This is a genomic window from Vibrio porteresiae DSM 19223 (genome assembly GCF_024347055.1).
GTDB classification, from domain to species: Bacteria; Pseudomonadota; Gammaproteobacteria; order Enterobacterales; family Vibrionaceae; genus Vibrio; species Vibrio porteresiae.
The window spans coordinates 1,657,460-1,675,884 of record NZ_AP024896.1; the positions used below are offsets into that span (position 1 = coordinate 1,657,460).

Consider the following 18,425-nt stretch of genomic DNA (forward strand, 5'->3'; position numbering starts at 1 on the left):
TTTTTTTGTGATACCATCACGAAGATTCCATACCCTCGCGCTGATAACTTTCCGCACACTAGAATTAACCTATATAAATCAGTAGATTAAACTAGATAACTGGTTCGCAACATTTCCCGCACTACGCACAACTCTCTAAGCATACTCTCAGATAAAGCAAAAAGCGTGACATAAATCACCTTTTGTGCAGCTTGGATTTTTCGCATAAAAAGGTGATTTATTCGCCACTTAGCCATTTCACTGGCTCAGAATAAGCAACTAATTTACTAACATTCTCAGATGTGGCAGAAGGTCGCTAGCTAATAATCCACGTTCACCTTTGAGCTCTGCATCTTTGTCAGCTGCTTGGCTGTGGATCAATACCCCTGCTTTTGCTGCGTTAAAGAGTGATAAACCTTGCGCAAGCAGAGAGGTGATCACCCCAGTGAGGACATCGCCCATGCCGCCAGTTGCCATCCCCGGATTCCCCGCTAGACAAACAAACGTTTCATGTCCATCGCACACCAGAGTGCCGGCCCCTTTTAGCACGATGACACCACCGTATTTTTGTTGCAGCGCCGTAATGGCTTTATAGCGATCCGCTTCGATCAGTTCAACACTGGCACCCAGTAGTCGTGCCGCTTCTGCCGAGTGAGGAGTCAAAATACGGCGATCATCATAATTAGGCGTTTGAGCCAACAGGCAAAGCGCATCAGCATCGACCACTTTGGGTTTTTGACTGGCTCTTACCGCATCGAAAAGGTACTGACTTTGGTCATCACGCCCCAAACCTGGGCCAAGGCCAATCACATCACACCACTCTAAACGCTGAGCTAAGCGCTCTTCAGTCCAACCGGCACACATCACTTCTGGCGCTGCCATTAACATCGCGGTAGTGTTTTCTGGATGAACGAGCGCTGCGGTTAAACCACATCCCACACGGCTGCATGCTTGAGCAGAGAGAATCATGGCGCCGCCCATGCCTGCATGGCCACCAATCAACACCGCTTTACCGTGTTTCCCTTTGTGAGAGCTTGCCGCACGACGAGGCAAACAGAGCTTCATCAGGCGCGTATCAATCGCTTTTACCGTGGGAATATTCTGCTCATCAAAGCTTTCCGATACGCCCAACCCCGCAAAGTGAAGCTTACCAACGTAATTGCGAGCTTCGCCCGTCACTAAGCCTTGTTTGAGTCCAATAAAACTGATGGTGTGCTGAGCTCGCACAGATTTACCCAGCACTGCACCCGTATCAGCGCTCAAACCCGAAGGGATATCGATGGCGATAACCGGCTTACCGCTTTGATTAATGGTGTCGATCACATCACTGACAGGCTCGCGCACTGGTCCGTTTAAACCTGTGCCTAAAAGGCCGTCCAAAATCAGATCCACATCGCGAGGAATGCGATCATCCACAGGATAAACATCACCACCATGATCCAACCAATGATAGTAAGCCGTTAGGGCATCACCTGTGAGTTTTTCAGGATCACCAATTTGCCAAACCGTAACTTGATGTCCCATTGATTTAGCCAGACAAGCCGCGATATAACCGTCGCCGCCATTGTTGCCGCCACCGCAGCACACTAACCAGTGATGAGCAGAAGGATACTGAGCCAGTGCAATGGTAAAGACCGCTTGCCCCGCTCTTTCCATTAAACTGAACATCTCAAGGCCCTTCGCTTTGGCAGCTTGGACTTCACCTTGTTTGACTTGTTGCGCAGTGTAGAACGAATTTGGCAGTGGCATATGCTTTACCCTATTGTCGAAAAATCATGACTCTAGTGTACAAAAAAAGCCAAGGGATTCCTTGGCTTATCTATCATTTTCTCGAGCTTGAAGTGATGCAAGCGCTTCTGCAGTCGCATCTTGAATCGATAAGAACATCGAACTGACCACCCCTGTGGGCGTACGCATCGGATTGAGCGTAATGTTCTGATACATAAATTCCGCTTGTTGAGTCACTGGACGTACGTTACGGCATTTAAACAAAAACGGTCTCTGCTGCCATGTAATGAAGCTGCGACACCCCAAGTCATATACGGGTTTGGTTTTTAACTTAAACCATTCGTGCGGAATTTCTGGAAAAATCTCAAACAGGGGTTTGCCTATCACATCGTGGGCTTGTTTACCGCTGTGATGGGTCATAAAACCGTTCCATACCTGAATCTTGTATTCACGATCCAAAACGATTAGCCCCATGTCGACGTTTTGCACCATGTCGACCATCCAGTGGAACTGTTCAAATTCGGCAGGCAGTGCAAGCATTAGAAATCCTCCATCAAATAGGAGAGTTTGCTGTCGAGTAATGGCAGTGACTCATCAACAAACATAAACAACAAATCACAACGAATCGACGTGCCTTCGATGGTGTAACTCACTTCAAATGTCATCGTTTTGTGGAAAGAGCCCGCCGTATTACGAATCACAGACTCAATAGAAATGTGTTGTCCAAGCAGCACTGGTGAGCTTTGGAAAAAACGCACTTCTGCTTGCTGACCCAAACCATTTAAGAACGATCCCACCAAAATATTGGAAACATCCATCAACAGTTCAAGCTCTTCTAATTCTTCACTATCCGCTGGGACTTTCATCAGTTTTTTGAGATCAGAGACGCTCGAATCACTAAGCAAAACTAACGCCTCACCGGCAATTCCTTCTCCGCTGAAACCCTGACACACACCAGAAACTTGGTCGTTATCAGCAATATCGCGAAGCGCCATGTGTAGCTCACTGACTTCAAAAATATTGACGTTTGGTAAGGGTAAATGCACAAACACATCGAAGTGACGCGCCAGCGCATCAGCGGCTCGACCAATCGAGACGTTAGCCACTTCCATATAAATATCGCGCCGTTTAAGTACGGGTAAATCAATGGAGATCGGCGTGACTAACTTAGGTTGAGCAGGTGGTTCAACAATCTCTTTGAGCACTAAGTTTAGGGTGGCTTTATCAAGCGGCTTTTGGATAAAGGCTTTTGCGCCTAGTCCTAACACACGCTCTTTCGCTTTGGGTTGGATGTCGCCAGAGACCACTACGACGGGAGTGGCCATACCGCGTTTTTGCATCTCTTCTAGCGTGCCATAACCGTCCAGTTCAGGCATGGTGAGATCAAGAAACATCAACTTGAATTCTGTTTTTTCAAGCTGAGCTAAAGCATCTAAACCATGTACAGCAAAACTGATATCTGCATTTAATGACGCAGGCAAAGAACGCGCCATCTGCTTACGAACCAACGCAGAGTCATCACAGATAAGTACGGGGAACGACATGCCACCACCCTTTTTTATATTCTGATAAGTTAATAAATTGTATACCTAAATCGTTCCAAGCGGCAGGCGATAAGATGTAATATTTTATAAATCAGTCACTTGTTAGACCACTTGATGAGGCCATAGGGTGAACAGCAACACCTTCAACACCACCGCAACTAACACAAAAGCAATGCCACTTCGATACCATTTAAATTCCGTCACTGAAAGCGGCACCCGTTTATAAAACATGGTGATGACGCCTTTCCAGTCGTGACTGCGGCGACCGTACTGCAGGATGCCCGTCATTAAACATAGAATACCCAACAGCAGAATGCCTTTTTCTAACCAAAATATCGTGAGCGCCATAATCCAATCCTTTCATCCGTGTGTGTTGCATCTCAAATCCCACTGAGACAAAGAACACCCCACCCAAATTCCCGTGTCTTCCTGATAAGAATAGGTTTAGAACCTGCTACTGTCGTTAGCACTAAAGTCGTAAGTTACCTATCTAAGCGTAGAAAAAATAAACAATTGTGATCCTTTTAACGCACGCACTGCCCATCAAAATGTAAATTAAAACATCGTTTCAAATAATAAGATAAAGCGTTTCTACCCTATTTAATCTCAATAACAAGGATCACGAGATGAAGAAACTCCTCTGTGTACTTCTTAGCAGTGCGTTCTGCCTGCTTAGCCCCAGTTCCAACGCGGCCTCACAAGGCGCAACGGGTAAAGATTATGTCCACCAAGAAATTGACTCACCGGATCGCAGCTTTCCTACTTTTTATCAAAAGCTAAAAGATCACCGCATGCCGTTTGCTCTGGCTTGGCATGACGGCATGGACCCGGTAGCATGGCACAAAAAGGCGTTAGCAAAAGCGCAGGAACTGATTCTGCCTTACTCCGACAACACGCCATTCAATTCGGTGGTGATTGATCAGATTGACCGTGGCAGCTACATCGCACAAAAGGTGGTGTTTAACATCAGTGATGAGAGCCGCGTCATGGCGTTGCTGCTAACGCCAAAAGGCAAAGGTCCCTTCCCTGCTGCGCTCTTTTTACACGACCACGGCGCACGCTTTGACATAGGTAAAGAGAAGTTTGTTGAAACATGGAACGACGATGCACGCTTAGCGTCATCCAAACAGTGGGCGCACAAATACTTCACCGATCGTTTCCCGGGAGATGAGTTAGCCAAACGAGGTTACGTGGTGCTGTCGATTGATGCGCTTGGTTGGGGCGACCGCTCTGTCTCAGGGTTTAAAACCGACTCACAACAAGCGTTAGCCTCTAACCTGTTTAACCTCGGCAGTTCATTTGCTGGCATTATTGCTCTTGATGACCTGCGCGCTGCAAAATACCTTGCAAGCTTACCTAAGGTCGACAAACAACGGGTCGCTTCGGTCGGTTTCTCTATGGGGGCATTTCGTTCGTGGCAAGTTGCAGCGCTTTCTCCCGACATTAAAGCCAGCGTTGTTGATTGTTGGATGGGAACCATGCAAGGTTTGATGGTTCCGGGCAATAACCAGTTGAAAGGTCAGTCCTCTTTTACCATGCTGCACCCTTATATTGCCCGTTATCTTGATTATCCTGATGTCGCAGGTTTGGCAGCGCCTAAACCTATGTTGGTTTATGCCGGTGGTCAAGATCCGCTCTTTCCTGTCACTGCGGTCAAAGAAGCCTTTGGTAAATTGCACAGCATTTGGCAAGCCAATAACGCAGACGATAAATTGGTCACCAAAGTTTGGCCTGAAAAATCGCATATTTTTACGCAGGATATGCAAGAAGCCGCGTTTAATTGGCTCGATCAGCAATTTAAGGTGAAACACTAACTTATCGCCAATCCTAACGGTTTGGCTGTCTTAGGTTCACCTCTTTTGTGGCCAACGCAAAAATGTAATGGCGAAAACAAAAATGGCCCCGTGAAAACGGAGCCATTTTTTAACTGTTCATTTTTTTCAATCTAGGGCAAATGGTGATGGTGGTTATGCCAGCCTTTTCCGCACCTTTTGCTTAACCGCTAACAAGTACTCTTGATAACGGAACCATACATAGGTTGCCACTACTGAGAAGAACAAATAGGACAACGCAAACACCAATGGAGAAGTGATCAGATCTCTAGAGATCCCCCACATAACCCCAATCACAGTGATGGTGACTTTCGCAAGCAGCCCACAAATAAGCAAAAAAAGGGCTAATTCTGGGAATTTACTGCTGCGAAACGCAAACCAGTGGCAACAACCCACCGCTAAGGTCGCAATACCTAAACCCAGAAGGAAGGAGTGGAAATGATCCCCTGACGCGACGCCCGCCGACACTGATGTCATCAAGATCAATAAAATTTTCATAGTCTGCCAACCTCAAAAATAGCTCGAACCAGTACAGTGACTCTCGCTATCCATGCCAAAGACACGGGTATTGTCGCCCGTAAAAAACTATTTTCAATCATTGGCAGAGAGGGAATTGTGACAAATTTTTACAAAACCGCTCAAAATAACAACAGGTTAACACCGTATTACACAAAAGGGGTAGGCAACCTATTCTTCCTCTTAGCAAATTCGTTATTAATTAAGCCGCACAAAGCAAATTTAACAGATTATTTACAATTTAACTTTTTACGGCTTGGCTGTTACATTTGTGCAAAATGAGGTTAAATTGCACCAATTTGCATATGCACTCACACTTTCATTTTGTGCCGTTTCTACTTAACTTTGCGTCGTACCTAGATAGGAAAATGCACACAATAAACTGATCAGCGTTTTCATATCATTGGCCGTATAAGTGACCGTGCGTGCATCCAATTGCTCCACGCCAGGAATCAAAGCAAACAGGTCAGCCATTACTGGTTTAGTGGCACTCAGTTCCAGTACATAAGGGGGAGTTAATAAGCGTTGCTCGGTTTTAGTGCGGTTGATGACGGCATTAAACGCCGCTGCGCGAATTTTTTCTTGTGCATCTTTAGGGCTGAGCGATTGAGCCGCAGTGGTGGAAATAGCGCGTTTAACACAAGCATAGCTCACACCGGGATAGCGTTTTGCAATCCAGCCTTGCAACTGATCATCCCCCGATACCAACAGCAAAGGAGCGCCGTGCTCTAGGGCTGATGAGGTGTAGAGATCGGCTTCTGCCATTGGCAGACCATTAACACACACACGATAGAACGCGGCGCCGTTGATGGTATGGGCTAATACGCCCTTTTCACCCGCCGCGCTGTGATAACCAATCAAGAACAGACCATCAAAAGGTTGATGGTCAATCCCTTCGACCATAGAAAATGGACGAGGTTTACTGGAGACCAGCTCCGCTCGAGGATCAAGGTAATCCGCACGTAAGTTGGTCATCGGACCGTGACTGTCTGCCACCACCACCTGTGTGGCACCTGCATCGAACGCACCAGCAATCGCTGCATTCACTTCTTGTTCCATCAAAGCACGGGCAAGTTCGTACTCACCATTGCCAGCACGACACTGCTGCGAAGCTACGACGCCAGCTATGCCTTCAATATCAGCCGAAATAAAAATTCTCATTATGCATCCTTCACTTAATCGTTAGATCAACAGCTGACTCAATATGCCCACCGGTTAGCCGTGGCGAATATGAGCTCAACCATCAAATTCTGTTGCGCCATTAATGTTGTTGAGTCACTAACTGATCCAACAGATCACTTAACGCTGGACGTTGATGTCCAGCAAATCCGGTTACTTGCGTCGCTTGCATTAACGCATCCAAAACTGCACGCTCGGTCGCTTCGGCTGCGGCTCGCAGCATTGGGTCCAGCTCACTATCAGAGATATTCTGACTTTGTGACTGGGTAGAAAAAGCGACCGCAATGTCGCCAGAGCCATGTCCCCAATAACTGCCTAAACGACCAAGCCCTGCCCCGGCACGTTTTGCCACGCGTTTCAATTGGCGCGCATCGAGGGGCGCATCGGTTGCCATAACAATAATGATTGAGCCTTTATCCTGCTGCTCGCTATGGGTGTTGAGCAGCGCTTGCAGCGTTTCACCCATCGGAATACCTTCTAACTGAAGTGCACTAAGAGCGCCAAAGTTAGCAAGCACCAACACACCCAGAGTGGCATTAAGACTAGGAACCACACAAGAGCTGGTGCCAATACCACCTTTTAAGGCAAAGCAGCTCATGCCGCGCCCTGCACCAACACTGCCGCGAGCAAATTCTGTCTCTGTGTGACTTAGCGTTTCCATCACCATTTCTTCGGTGATCGCCAGCGCTTGAATGTCGTTGAGGTAACCGTCATTACACTCCAACACCAGAGGATTGACCGTGGGCAAGGTGCGTCCAATTTGCGGATTTTGCTCAATCATATAGCGAACTGTGCCACTAAACGCTCGGCCAACACAGAGGGTATTGGTTAACACTATCGGGGTTTCTAAGCGGCCAAGTTCTTCGATTTGAACTAGCCCGATGGGTTTGGCAAACCCGTTTAATACCGCCACACCGCACGGTAAAGGCTCAGCATAAATACCCACCGCTTTGGGTGAAATCGCAGTGACGCCCGTTTGGCATTCACCATCATTTAAGGTGTGGTGACCGACGGTCACTCCTGCAACATCAGTGATGCGGTCATGTTTACCACTGGCAAAATGGCGAAAGCCCAGTTGGCGCTCAGAGCGCCAACGGTCTAAAAGTAAGGAGATACGTGCTTGTAAACTGTCCATGTGTACTCATTGTGCCTAAGGCACAGGTTAATAGCTATTTAGGTTGACCACTATTGGGGGATCATTTCAATTTCGGGTCTAAGGTATCGCGCAGTGCATCGCCAAGCAAATTAAACGCCAGTACCGTGAGAAAAATCGCGAGACCGGGGAACACACTGACATGCCAAATACCTGCCATCATCATATTGCGTCCCATCGCCAAAATGTTACCCCACTCAGGTACATCAGGCTCTGGCCCTAAGCCAATAAAGCTCAAGCTTGCCGCCGTTAAGATACTCGAACCAATACGCATGGTGAAATAAACAATCACACTCGATAAAGTGCCTGGCAAGATATGACGAAACAGAATCAATTTGTCGGATGCACCGACACATTTCACGGCGTCCACATAAGGCGATTGTTTCAAAGATAATGTCGACGCTCGCACGATCCTCGCAAATACCGGCACACTAAACACTGCCACAGCAACGATCACGTTATTTAGGCCTGGACCTAAAATCGCTACGACGGCAATCGCCAACAGCATACCGGGAAAAGCAAACAGCACATCCGCGCCACGCATAATCAACATGTCAACTTTGCCACCGTAATAGCCAGCAACAAGCCCTAAAACAATACCAACAACCATACCAAGAGTGACCGAAAACGTTCCGACATACATCGAGATTCGCGCGCCATAAATGATCCGGCTCATCACATCACGACCTAAATCATCTGTGCCCATCCAGTGTGCCCAACTAGGTGGCGAGGAGATCGCCATCCAATCAGAAATCATCGGGTCATAGGGGGCAAGCCATGGTGCTAATAGCGCAACCAACACCAGTAGCAGCACAAATCCGCCAGAAGCCAGTGCCATTGGGTTACGCAAGAAACGTTGCCAGAAATCACGCCAAGGAGAGCGAATCGGCCCTTGAGTACTGATAGATAAAGTGTTTTCCATTACGCTTCTCCCTAACGCAGACGAATCGCTGGGTTCACTACGGCATAAAGCAGATCCACCAATAAATTAATCACTATAAATTCAAGAACAAACAGCATGACTAACGCTTGAATCACGGGCTGGTCTTGGGTTTGAATCGATTCAATCAAAAGCCATCCGAGTCCCGGCCAGCTAAATACTCGCTCAACAACAATTGAGCCCCCCAGCAAGAAGCCAAATTGCAGACCGAGCATGGTGATCACAGGAATTAACGCATTTCGCATCACGTGTTTCCATGTAACTAATCGAGCACGTAACCCTTTGGCCTTCGCGGTGCGCACATAATCTTCTTGTGCCACTTCCAAAAAGGCTGAGCGAGTAAATCGCGCCATCACTGCCGCTACCGAAGCGCCGAGCGTTAATGCAGGCAAGATAATGTCGCTGGGTTGATTAAATCCACTGACCGAGAAAATCCCAAATGGCATCGCGACAAATTGAATGAGCAGTAAGCCCAGCCAAAATGGTGGGACTGAGATGCCGCCAATCGCGGCACTCATTAAGGTCCAATCTTGCCATTTCCCGCGCTTTAAGGCAGAAAATACGCCCACCACTAAACCCAGAATCACCGACCAAACGAATCCCGCTAATGCCAACCAGAAGGTTGGCATAAAGCTTTCAGCAATCACTTCTTTTACTGGCTGACGAGTTCGGTAGGTCACACCTAAGTCGCCATGAGCTAACCCATTGAGCCAATGAAAATATTGCTGTGGTAATGGCTTATCTAAACCTAAATGGATCCGCGCCGCCTCCACCGCTTCCAATGTGGCATCTTCCCCGGCATAGACGCGCGCTGGATCTCCCGGTAACAGTTTGATAAAACCAAACACCAATAAGGAGACCACCAGTAGTACCGGGATCATTTCTAATAATCGACGAACAACATACGATAACAAGGTGCTCTCCTCTACCGCTTAGTTAAATTGCGCTTGGTTAAACAGCAGTGAACCGTCGGCTAGCATCGAAACGCCAGTGAGGTTTTTCTGTTTACCTACCAAGTTATCTGGCGTACCTAAGAACGCGATTGGCGCATCTTTCCAAATAAGCGATTGAGCGCTGGCGTAAGCTTTCGCACGTGCAGCAGGATCAGCGGTTTTCAAACCATCCATGATGGCATTGTCGACGGCCTTGTTGCTGTAGTAAGAGACGTTATACGCGGTTGGCGTCCATGATTCGGTAGCAAACAAAGGACGAAGAGCCCAGTCGGCATCACCAGTAGATGGAGACCAGCCACCGTAGTAGAGGTCGAACTCAGCTTTGCTAGGATCTTTAACACTCCACAACTTGGAGTTACGTGTACCAGAATCCATCGGCACCACGGTGACGTTAATCCCTACTTGGCCTAACTGCTGTTTCACAAACTGCGCTGAGCGCACACTTGTGGTCGCATTGGAAGTCCAAAGCTTGAGCGATAGACCTTTGTCATAACCCGCTTCTTTCAGCAGTTTTTTCGCCATGTCAGGGTTGTAGCTGTAATCAGGAGAAGTTTGCTGAGAGTAGAACTGCACATTCGGAGCAATAGCTGAGTGCGCAGGAACGCCCATGCCAGCGGCACTGATTTTCAACCATACATCGCGGTTCAATGCGTAGTTAATCGCTTGGCGCACACGCACATCTGCCAACGCTTTATGTTGGGTGTTGATCGCCATGTACATCATGTAAATACTAGGGTCGCGTTGTACCGCCAGTTTGCTGTCTTTGGTAACAGAGTTGATGATATCGGCAGGCAAAGGATAGATAGCGTTAACTTGCCCTGCAATCAATGACGCTACGCGAGTGGAATCTTCTGGCGCTGGATAGAAGGTCACGCTATCGACTTTTGGCCAGCCTTGTTTCCAGTAGTGGTCAAACTTCGTCAACTTGACATCTTTGCCTGGTTTCCACTCCACAAACTTAAATGGTCCAGTACCGGTTGGATGCATGCGCAGTTCTGCTTCACTGGTGTATTTGGCCAATACGGCAGGACTCCACATGACCGCGGATGGGTGAGCCAAGGTGTTAATAAAAGCACCAAACGACTGGTTTAAATCGATTTTAACGGTGTGATCATCAACTGCGGTGACTTTCTCGATCATCTTGTACAAGCTATTACGTTTCAAACCTTTGGTTTGATCTGACAGACGATCAAGGTTCGCTTTCACCGCCGCCGCATTGAATGGCGTGCCATCTTGGAAGGTCACACCATCGCGCAAGGTGATGGTAAATTGGGTAGCATCGGCATTGCTGGTGTATTGGGTCGCCAATTGAGGAATCAGTTTCATCTGATTATCAAACTGGAACAGACGCTCAAAGATGCCGCTTTGCACTGAGTAACTCACGTTGTCAGAGGTATCGTGTGGATCAAGACCGGTAATATCCGCATACATCGAGATTTTCAGATCTTCGGCGAGCACGCCACCGGAAAAGCTAAGGGCGAGCGCAAGGGCCACCGTTGAACGGGTAAATAATGATTTCATGGGTTTCTCCTGATTATCCATAATCAAAATGTCAGTCCCAGAGAAAGAGAAACAGCTCAAAGCCTCTTTTAGGGAATGGGGTTTAGCTAAACTACGAGTGATTCATCGACCGATTGTGCCACCCAATGCTCTGGGGCGATTTTACGGTAATTCAATTTGGTTCCTTCCACCCCGACAGGGCGCATAGGTGATGGTGGCAATTCGCTATCATCAAATTGACGCTCTTTACGTAAGTTCGGATCAGCAATCGGCACCGAATCAAGCAAACGGCGCGTATATGGGTGTTGTGGATGGTTAAAAACCGCCTGACGACTGCCAAATTCAACAATGTTGCCGAGATACATCACCGCGACTCGGTTGGCGATGCGTTCCACAACCGCCATGTCATGGGAGATGAAAATCCACGCCACGCCAGTTTGCTTTTGCAAATCCATCATTAAGTTGATCACTTGCGCTTGAATCGACACATCAAGCGCGGACACCGCTTCATCAGCAATGATCACTTTCGGTTTGAGCGCCATCGCGCGGGCAATCGCAATACGTTGACGCTGACCGCCAGAAAATTCATGGGGATAACGCTGCGCATGTTCTGGTTTAAGGCCGACACTCACCAGTAGCTTTTCTACCTCTGGGGTCGCCTCTGCCAAGTTTTTGGCTAAGCCGTGAATAAGCAAAGGTTCGGCAATCGAAAAACCCACCGTCAACCTAGGATTGAGCGAGGCATAAGGGTCTTGAAACACCATCTGCATTTCGCGGCGAATCGGTTTGAATTTGGCTTCGTTGTACAAAGAGATCTCTTTGCCTTGAAAATGAATGCTCTCTGATTGGCTTTCAATCAGACGCAACAGCGAGCGCCCAGTAGTCGATTTTCCGCAGCCACTTTCTCCAACGATGGCTAAGGTTTCTCCCTGCCACAAACTAAAATCAATCTGTTCCACCGCATGCACTTCATGACGCACTCGAGATAGCACGCCACTGCGAACGGGGTAATAGACTTTTAGACCGCGTACATCAAGTAGCGGTTTGCCATCGTAGTTTGCAGTGCGATGTTCTTGGTCTCCAACCAGTGTCGGCTGTCCAACCAATTCAAACGGCTTTGGCCAGTAGCTATCGGTCATATCGCCCAGTTTAGGAACGGCAGCGAGTAGCGCTTTGGTGTAAGAGTGTTGCGGCCGATGGAAGATCTCTTCCACACTGCCCGTTTCCACCACTTCACCACGAAACATCACCACCACTTTGTCAGCCACTTCAGCAACGACGCCCATGTCATGAGTAATAAACATCACCGACATATCGCGCTTCGCTTGTAAGTCTTTCAAAATTTTCAAAATGCGTGACTGGATAGTCACATCCAGTGCCGTGGTTGGTTCGTCGGCGATCAGCATTTGAGGGTCGCAAGTGAGTGCCAAAGCGATCATCACACGTTGGCGCATCCCACCCGATAGCGCATCGGGATAGCTTTTCATCACCCGATCCACATCAGCGATATGAACCTGTTTAAGTAAATCACAAGCTTTGCTGTACGCTTCGGCTTTACTGCAAATTTGGTGATCGAGCAAGGCTTCCGTTAGCTGGTCACCAATGCGCAATACGGGATTGAGCGAGGTCATCGGCTCTTGGAAAATCATGGCAATCTCTTTGCCACGAATTTGGCGCTGCTCACTTGGGGTCAATTGCAATAAATCTTGGCGATATTGCGCCGGTTGAAAATGGATTTCTCCCTGCTCAATCACCGCGTTATCGCTCAACAACCCCATAATGGTCAGCGATGTGACTGACTTGCCAGAGCCGCTTTCCCCCACGACCGCCACTATCTCTCCTCGTTCGACGCTAAACGACACGTTACGCAGCGCCGAGTTCATTCCTTCGTGGCTACGAAAACCAACACTGAGGTTTTCCACCGCGAGCAGTGGTTTACTTGCTTGAAAAGTCATCCCTGATCCGCTCCTGATTAAATCCAAATTTTGCCTTGGCGATACTCCAGATAAGGCGCACTGTCCATCGCAAGCCAAATCGGACCATCTAAATCCACCAGCTCACACTGAGCGGCTATCGGTAAGGCAGCATCCATCGCTAACGACGAGCCAAGCATACAGCCGACCATCAAGCGCATATTCAATGCGTTAGCCGTTTCCACCATGGCAAGGGCTTGAGTTAAGCCGCCACACTTATCGAGTTTGATATTGATGAACTCATAGCGATTTTTCAGCGCGGCAATGTCGGTCGCGGTATGGCAGCTTTCATCGGCGCATACGGGAATCACATGGGCGAAATCAGCTAAAGCGTCATCGTTGCCAGCAGGTAACGGCTGCTCAATCATGGTGATATCAAATGGCAGTAACGCGTCAAACAGTTCCGGTAAATTGCAATCGGTCCACGCTTCATTCGCATCAATGATTAACGTTGCTTTCGGTGCTACCGAACGAATGGCGGCGACTTTTTCGACGATCTGTTCACTATTCAGCTTTATCTTAAGCAGAATGCCATCGCGCTCTGCAGCCGATTTCGCTGCTGCGGTCATTGCTTCAACCGTATCTAAACTGATGGTTTCCGCGGTGATGATCGCTTCAGGCTGAGCAATATGGGTCAAGCGCCATAAGGTACTCTGCTTTTTGAGTGCCTCTAGGCGCCAAAGAGCACAATCCAACGCGTTACGAGCCGAGCCTGCGGGTAACAGGTTTTGCAACGCCTCACGGGAAATCCCTTCTTGCAATTGCGGCACGACCGATTGGATTTGTGCCACAACGCTTTCTGGCGTTTCGTTGTAGCGCGGAGTTGGAGTGCATTCGCCTAAACCAACGAATCCCTCTTGCTCTAAACTCACACGAACGACGGTGACCGCCGTACGTGTGCCGCGCGAAATGGTAAACGGTCTTGAAAGTGGCAATTCCACCACATCAATATCCACAGTACGCATAATTCGCTCTTCTTAGTTCACTTGATGAAGAAGAAACTCGGCGATCGCGTCGATGCCAAAGCGCACTGAATCGGTGGCTGGTACTTGGAACTTTTCAGTGAGTTCAGCCAAATAAGCTTTCGCTTCTTCTTCAGGGTAATTAGACGTGTTCACTGAAATACCCGCCAGCTGTACATTCGGATTTGTCAGACGAGCGTTGTACAAGTTGAGATAGACACAATCTTCCATTTCAACCAACGGATGGTGCGGTAAATGACGTGTATGTGGACGGCCCATTTCATGACACATCACTAAATAATCGGGTTGAGAACCGTGCAGTAGGCCTAAACTCACGCCCGCATAAGATGGGTGGAATAGTGAGCCTTGACCTTCTATCACATCCCAGTGATCCGCATCGTTGGCCGGAGAAATCCACTCAGCCGCACCAGAGATAAAGTCAGACACAACGGCGTCAATCGGAATGCCTGCCCCCGCGACCAAAATACCGGTTTGACCTGTCGCGCGAAATTCCGCTTTCATACCCAGTTTTTGCATCGCCGCTTCAAGTGCTAATGAGGTGTACATTTTGCCCACAGCACAATCGGTCCCGACGGTCAGCACACGTTTACCACTGCGAGGTAAACCAGAGCCCACTTTTAATGCAGGTTGATGATGGCGCACGTCAAACAGCGCAACATCATGTTGTTTGGCTAAAGCAACGAGCTCAGGTACATCGACCAATTTTTGGTGTAAACCACTGGCGATATTGAGACCAGCTTCAATCGCATCCTTAATCACCGTCATCCAATGCTCTGGGATATAACCACCTGCGTTGGCCGTGCCAAGTACAAACGTTTTAGCGCCTTGGTCTTTGGCTTGGGCAGGTGTGAGTTCTGGTAACCCAAGAGAAACTTGGCAACCTTCTAAATGCATTTGACCAACACAGGTCTCTGGGCGCCAAGCATGAATACCGCGCGCTGTTTTGGCAGAAAGGGGATCGGTTACGTCACCGAGGAAAAGAAGATAAGGTTGAGGTATTTGCATGTCCATGTCTCTTGCTACTGTCATTCGTTGATGAAATTCACTATGGCATGAACAAAACCGCTGCCACGAATACTTGTTTGTTGCAGCCCCATAACCTTAGGTTATACCCCTAACTAAGGTACTGGAGAGCTCCCTAACGCCGATGGACCCAAGGTTTGGCTTATTGAGTATTGGCTTAATTTTTGCTGCGTTATGCGTAAGCCTCTGTTCAAATCAAACACATAGTTTAATCAAAAGGGTTGCAGCTTTACTGAAAAAGTGGCAATTCTAAACAGGCGGGAGGGACGTATAACAAGGAGTGTGTATACGTTAAGTTGGGGTCAGCCAATTGCGAGGGAACAGCAATGCGATTAAGACAAATTGAAGTATTTCACGCCATTATCCAAGCGGGAACCATTAGCGGTGCAGCACGTTTATTAAACGTGTCACAACCCAATGTCAGTCGTGTTTTAAATCATACCGAGCAACAGTTAGGCTTCACTCTTTTCGACCGAAGCAGCAAAGGACTGGTGATGACCAAAGAGGGTCAACAACTGCTGCCAGAAGTGGAACAGCTCACCCGTCATCTACAAAGTATTACCGCCTTAACTGAATCGATGCGCACAGAGAAGGAACAAACGATTCGAATTGGTGCAGCCCACGCGTGCGCTCACATGGTAGTGGCTCCGACACTGGTTGAATATCGTCAGCAACAACCGGATGTTCATGTTGATCTGGTCACGGAACATTTCGCCGCGCTGCAACAAGCGGTTCTGAATAACGAACTGGATGTCGCTTTGGTGTTTGGTCAGTATGTACCCAGATCGCTGTTTGCCGAACCGCTCTTTCAAGCCGACATGGTCGCGATTTTGCCCAAAGAGATGACCCCACCAGCCAGTGTGAGTTTGGATTGGCTTAGTCAGCATAATTTTCTAATGATGCAAGAAAATGACCCGCTGGGGCGCATTTTGCACCGCGCCATGGCCAACGCAGGCGTCAAACCGAAAAATCCGCTTTATATTAAGACCTACTCGGTGATCGCCGATATGGTGGTCTCCGGCGGTGGCGTCGGGGTGGTTGATCTCTTTACCGCGCAGCGTTATGCCAAAGATGTCCATATTGTGCCTATCGCGGAACGTCTGCCTTTCGAATTAGTGTTAGTCACACGTCGAGATTTACCACAATCACGGCAACTACTGCAGCTCAAAAGCTTGTTCAAACGCTGCTGTCGCCAAATTGTGCCCCCTCGCATTGGCATATCGCCTGCTATTTTGCGCGATAACGCCCCAGAGCCACTGCTGGTTTCTTAATCCAAACCTGCTCAATATAGCGACTTATTTCTCATAGGAATGGCATACGTTATACAATTAGCTAAACTAATGTAAAAATGTAATTAAATTAGCTCGATTATTCTGTTGCGCTCTGCTAATTTACGCCGAATTTTTCCCCGTCCCTTTGACAACATAAGCTCACTATGCCGTCACAATATCGAATTAATAAAATCGTTGAAATTGGCGACACCCTGCACCGCAGCGGCTGTGCTCCCTATAAAGTAGAAAAATACACCCAATATTACGCTCGTAAACATGGTGTCGATGTAATGGTTCAGGCTACGCCTACCGAAATCAACTACCAGTTTCCGGACGACAACAATATCGTGGTAATGAAGCGCCTAAAACCTGCGTCGATTAACCTCAGTTTATTGGCGAATACCATTATTCGCATTAACCAGCCAAGTAACGAACCTGTTCCCGAACCGGTCGGTTATCCTTGGTGGGCGATTGCTATTGCCAATATGGGAATCCCACCCGCCTATCTGATGTTGGTGGGCAGCACTATAGAAGCCACGCTGATTTCAATTATCTTAGGTTTCATCGTGTGGATTTCTCAGCTGATTTGCAGTGGCCGCCGCGCCATCGCTGTCGAGTTTTTGGCTGCCTTATTTTCCGGCATCTTGGTTGCGGCCTTAGCTCATACCGGATTACACATTCCGGTGTGGACGCTCTGTATCGCCGCCGTTATCTTATTCGTGCCCGGCCTCTCTATTGCAAACTCGCTCGAGTGTCTGGCCTTTAATGACTTGGTCTCAGGTACGAGTCTGCTCGGGCAAAGTGGTTTAGTGCTGATCAAACTCTTTGTTGGCATCATTATGGGACTCAACATCGGTGAATCGATTTGGGGCCAAGCGCCAGCGATGGCTTACCATAACGAGATTCCTATTTATCTGCATATCTTTGGTCTGTTCTTACTCTCTGGCTCTATCGGGATTTTATTTAACGCGCGGATCAAAGATATTTTGCTTGGCGCACCCGTTGCCGTACTTGGTATGTGGGGTCCTTTCTATCTAGGTTTTGATGCCGGTTGGATTGTTGGTACTTGGGTAACCACAGTGCTCATCACGTTATACGGCACTTGGATTGCGAAAAAGATGGAGCTCACTGGTTCTATCTATATTGTGCAAGGCATCATTATCCTAGTACCAGGTAGCCGCGTGCTGATCAGTGCGAGTCAATCGCTGTTCGAACAATCGATTCTGCCTATTCCGAGTATTGGTCTGTCGGCACTCTTTATGTTCTCAGCCATTGTGGCAGGGCAAGTGACCGCGTATTCGATCTATTCTCCGAAAATCGAACGGTAACCACAGCGTTTAAACATCGACATATATAGATACAAAAAGAGTCGCTTGATGCGACTCTTTTTGTTTAATAGACGGGTTGTGAAAAGAACCCTATGCGAAAAAGCCCTTAGGCCGCTTTTGCATAGGACTCTTGCCCCTTAAATTTTTCTTTACGGTTGTAGCTGCCTTTGCCTTTTTTCGCTTTCACTACTCGAGTGTGAAACACTTGGCTAGTCACTAACGCTTTCAATGCATTGTCTTTGATCTGACCACGACCAAACTCGATGTCCACTGGGGAATCGGTGGTTGGGACTTTTTGTACTTTGTTTTTGTGTGCCATTTTTTACTCCAAATAATGGTGATTTCTTCGCCGCTGATTGTCTTCAATCCTTTGATTAAGTCAACAAAAATTTAGTGCAAGATCTTATTTTCGGAAATGAGAAAATGGTTAATTACATGGAAACGAATGATAGAGCAAATATTTACAGGAAATTAAGCATTCCTACCCTATTAATCAAAATATTCGATTGACAACTACATGGAT

At 47.8% G+C, this 18,425-nt stretch carries 17 protein-coding genes; 3 read left to right on the plus strand and 14 right to left on the minus strand.

Annotated features, from left to right (window positions below; translation table 11 throughout):
• Window positions 1-258 precede the first annotated feature (258 nt).
• The 4 genes from OCV11_RS24070 to OCV11_RS24085 all read right to left on the minus strand — a co-directional run bounded on the left by OCV11_RS24070 (window position 259) and on the right by OCV11_RS24085 (window position 3,599).
• The gene (locus OCV11_RS24070; protein WP_261896984.1) at window positions 259-1,728 is read right to left on the minus strand and encodes an NAD(P)H-hydrate dehydratase; all 1,470 of its coding nucleotides are present in this window, start codon (window positions 1,726-1,728) and stop codon (window positions 259-261) included.
• Between the two features lie 66 nt (window positions 1,729-1,794).
• Window positions 1,795-2,247, minus strand: a complete 453-nt coding sequence (locus tag OCV11_RS24075; protein ID WP_261896985.1) for a PAS domain-containing sensor histidine kinase — start codon at window positions 2,245-2,247, stop codon at window positions 1,795-1,797.
• Window positions 2,247-3,251, minus strand: a complete 1,005-nt coding sequence (locus OCV11_RS24080) for a response regulator (RefSeq protein ID WP_261896986.1) — start codon at window positions 3,249-3,251, stop codon at window positions 2,247-2,249. Before OCV11_RS24080 ends, OCV11_RS24075 begins: the two co-directional genes overlap by 1 nt.
• Window positions 3,252-3,353: 102 nt before the next feature.
• Window positions 3,354-3,599 (minus strand): hypothetical protein, encoded by a 246-nt coding sequence (locus OCV11_RS24085; RefSeq protein WP_261896987.1) that lies wholly within the window; start codon window positions 3,597-3,599, stop codon window positions 3,354-3,356.
• A 278-nt stretch (window positions 3,600-3,877) separates the two neighbouring features.
• Between OCV11_RS24085 and OCV11_RS24090 the strand changes: the two genes are divergently transcribed.
• Entirely contained in the window at window positions 3,878-5,065 is a 1,188-nt protein-coding gene (locus OCV11_RS24090) for a dienelactone hydrolase family protein (RefSeq protein WP_261896988.1), read from the plus strand.
• A 153-nt stretch (window positions 5,066-5,218) separates the two neighbouring features.
• Here OCV11_RS24090 and OCV11_RS24095 read toward each other — a convergent pair whose 3' ends face one another.
• The 9 genes from OCV11_RS24095 to dgcN all read right to left on the minus strand — a co-directional run bounded on the left by OCV11_RS24095 (window position 5,219) and on the right by dgcN (window position 15,285).
• A complete protein-coding gene (locus tag OCV11_RS24095; protein WP_261896989.1) occupies window positions 5,219-5,581 on the minus strand; it encodes an NADH:ubiquinone oxidoreductase in 363 nt (120 codons plus the stop codon).
• Between the two features lie 357 nt (window positions 5,582-5,938).
• The gene (locus OCV11_RS24100; protein WP_261896990.1) at window positions 5,939-6,760 is read right to left on the minus strand and encodes a M55 family metallopeptidase; all 822 of its coding nucleotides are present in this window, start codon (window positions 6,758-6,760) and stop codon (window positions 5,939-5,941) included.
• 100 nt (window positions 6,761-6,860) lie between these two features.
• Window positions 6,861-7,913, minus strand: coding sequence for a DmpA family aminopeptidase (locus OCV11_RS24105; protein ID WP_261896991.1), 1,053 nt, complete (start codon window positions 7,911-7,913; stop codon window positions 6,861-6,863).
• 61 nt (window positions 7,914-7,974) lie between these two features.
• A complete protein-coding gene (locus OCV11_RS24110) occupies window positions 7,975-8,853 on the minus strand; it encodes an ABC transporter permease subunit (RefSeq protein ID WP_068716414.1) in 879 nt (292 codons plus the stop codon).
• Between the two features lie 11 nt (window positions 8,854-8,864).
• Window positions 8,865-9,785: an ABC transporter permease gene (locus OCV11_RS24115; RefSeq protein WP_068716408.1), complete on the minus strand. Its 921-nt coding sequence runs from the start codon at window positions 9,783-9,785 to the stop codon at window positions 8,865-8,867.
• Window positions 9,786-9,803: 18 nt separating this feature from the next.
• On the minus strand, window positions 9,804-11,345 hold the full coding sequence (locus OCV11_RS24120; RefSeq protein WP_261896992.1) for a glutathione ABC transporter substrate-binding protein: 1,542 nt from the start codon (window positions 11,343-11,345) through the stop codon (window positions 9,804-9,806).
• Between the two features lie 86 nt (window positions 11,346-11,431).
• Window positions 11,432-13,279, minus strand: a complete 1,848-nt coding sequence (locus OCV11_RS24125; RefSeq protein WP_261896993.1) for an ABC transporter ATP-binding protein — start codon at window positions 13,277-13,279, stop codon at window positions 11,432-11,434.
• A gap of 17 nt (window positions 13,280-13,296) precedes the next feature.
• Complete coding sequence (dgcA, locus tag OCV11_RS24130) at window positions 13,297-14,262, minus strand: N-acetyl-D-Glu racemase DgcA (protein WP_261896994.1); 966 nt, start codon at window positions 14,260-14,262, stop codon at window positions 13,297-13,299.
• Between the two features lie 12 nt (window positions 14,263-14,274).
• Window positions 14,275-15,285, minus strand: a complete 1,011-nt coding sequence (dgcN, locus tag OCV11_RS24135) for an N-acetyltransferase DgcN (protein ID WP_261896995.1) — start codon at window positions 15,283-15,285, stop codon at window positions 14,275-14,277.
• Window positions 15,286-15,629: 344 nt separating this feature from the next.
• On the opposite strand from dgcN, the gene OCV11_RS24140 reads away from it, so the two are divergent.
• Window positions 15,630-16,574: a LysR family transcriptional regulator gene (locus OCV11_RS24140; RefSeq protein ID WP_261896996.1), complete on the plus strand. Its 945-nt coding sequence runs from the start codon at window positions 15,630-15,632 to the stop codon at window positions 16,572-16,574.
• A 164-nt stretch (window positions 16,575-16,738) separates the two neighbouring features.
• Window positions 16,739-17,902 (plus strand): threonine/serine exporter family protein, encoded by a 1,164-nt coding sequence (locus OCV11_RS24145; protein ID WP_261896997.1) that lies wholly within the window; start codon window positions 16,739-16,741, stop codon window positions 17,900-17,902.
• Window positions 17,903-18,008: 106 nt separating this feature from the next.
• Here OCV11_RS24145 and OCV11_RS24150 read toward each other — a convergent pair whose 3' ends face one another.
• On the minus strand, window positions 18,009-18,221 hold the full coding sequence (locus tag OCV11_RS24150) for an alternative ribosome-rescue factor A (RefSeq protein WP_261896998.1): 213 nt from the start codon (window positions 18,219-18,221) through the stop codon (window positions 18,009-18,011).
• Window positions 18,222-18,425 lie beyond the last annotated feature (204 nt).

Bases quoted from the DNA above. Each gene is read 5' to 3' on its own strand.
- OCV11_RS24105 (WP_261896991.1), bottom strand. From the start codon at position 7,913: ATGGACAGTTTACAAGCACGTATCTCCTTACTTTTAGACCGTTGGCGC.
- OCV11_RS24070 (WP_261896984.1), bottom strand. From the start codon at position 1,728: ATGCCACTGCCAAATTCGTTCTACACTGCGCAACAAGTCAAACAAGGT.
- OCV11_RS24100 (WP_261896990.1), bottom strand. From the start codon at position 6,760: ATGAGAATTTTTATTTCGGCTGATATTGAAGGCATAGCTGGCGTCGTA.
- OCV11_RS24080 (WP_261896986.1), bottom strand. From the start codon at position 3,251: ATGTCGTTCCCCGTACTTATCTGTGATGACTCTGCGTTGGTTCGTAAG.
- OCV11_RS24125 (WP_261896993.1), bottom strand. From the start codon at position 13,279: ATGACTTTTCAAGCAAGTAAACCACTGCTCGCGGTGGAAAACCTCAGT.
- OCV11_RS24095 (WP_261896989.1), bottom strand. From the start codon at position 5,581: ATGAAAATTTTATTGATCTTGATGACATCAGTGTCGGCGGGCGTCGCG.
- OCV11_RS24120 (WP_261896992.1), bottom strand. From the start codon at position 11,345: ATGAAATCATTATTTACCCGTTCAACGGTGGCCCTTGCGCTCGCCCTT.
- OCV11_RS24150 (WP_261896998.1), bottom strand. From the start codon at position 18,221: ATGGCACACAAAAACAAAGTACAAAAAGTCCCAACCACCGATTCCCCA.
- dgcA (WP_261896994.1), bottom strand. From the start codon at position 14,262: ATGCGTACTGTGGATATTGATGTGGTGGAATTGCCACTTTCAAGACCG.
- OCV11_RS24145 (WP_261896997.1), top strand. From the start codon at position 16,739: ATGCCGTCACAATATCGAATTAATAAAATCGTTGAAATTGGCGACACC.
- OCV11_RS24110 (WP_068716414.1), bottom strand. From the start codon at position 8,853: ATGGAAAACACTTTATCTATCAGTACTCAAGGGCCGATTCGCTCTCCT.
- OCV11_RS24075 (WP_261896985.1), bottom strand. From the start codon at position 2,247: ATGCTTGCACTGCCTGCCGAATTTGAACAGTTCCACTGGATGGTCGAC.
- OCV11_RS24140 (WP_261896996.1), top strand. From the start codon at position 15,630: ATGCGATTAAGACAAATTGAAGTATTTCACGCCATTATCCAAGCGGGA.
- OCV11_RS24090 (WP_261896988.1), top strand. From the start codon at position 3,878: ATGAAGAAACTCCTCTGTGTACTTCTTAGCAGTGCGTTCTGCCTGCTT.
- OCV11_RS24085 (WP_261896987.1), bottom strand. From the start codon at position 3,599: ATGGCGCTCACGATATTTTGGTTAGAAAAAGGCATTCTGCTGTTGGGT.
- dgcN (WP_261896995.1), bottom strand. From the start codon at position 15,285: ATGCAAATACCTCAACCTTATCTTCTTTTCCTCGGTGACGTAACCGAT.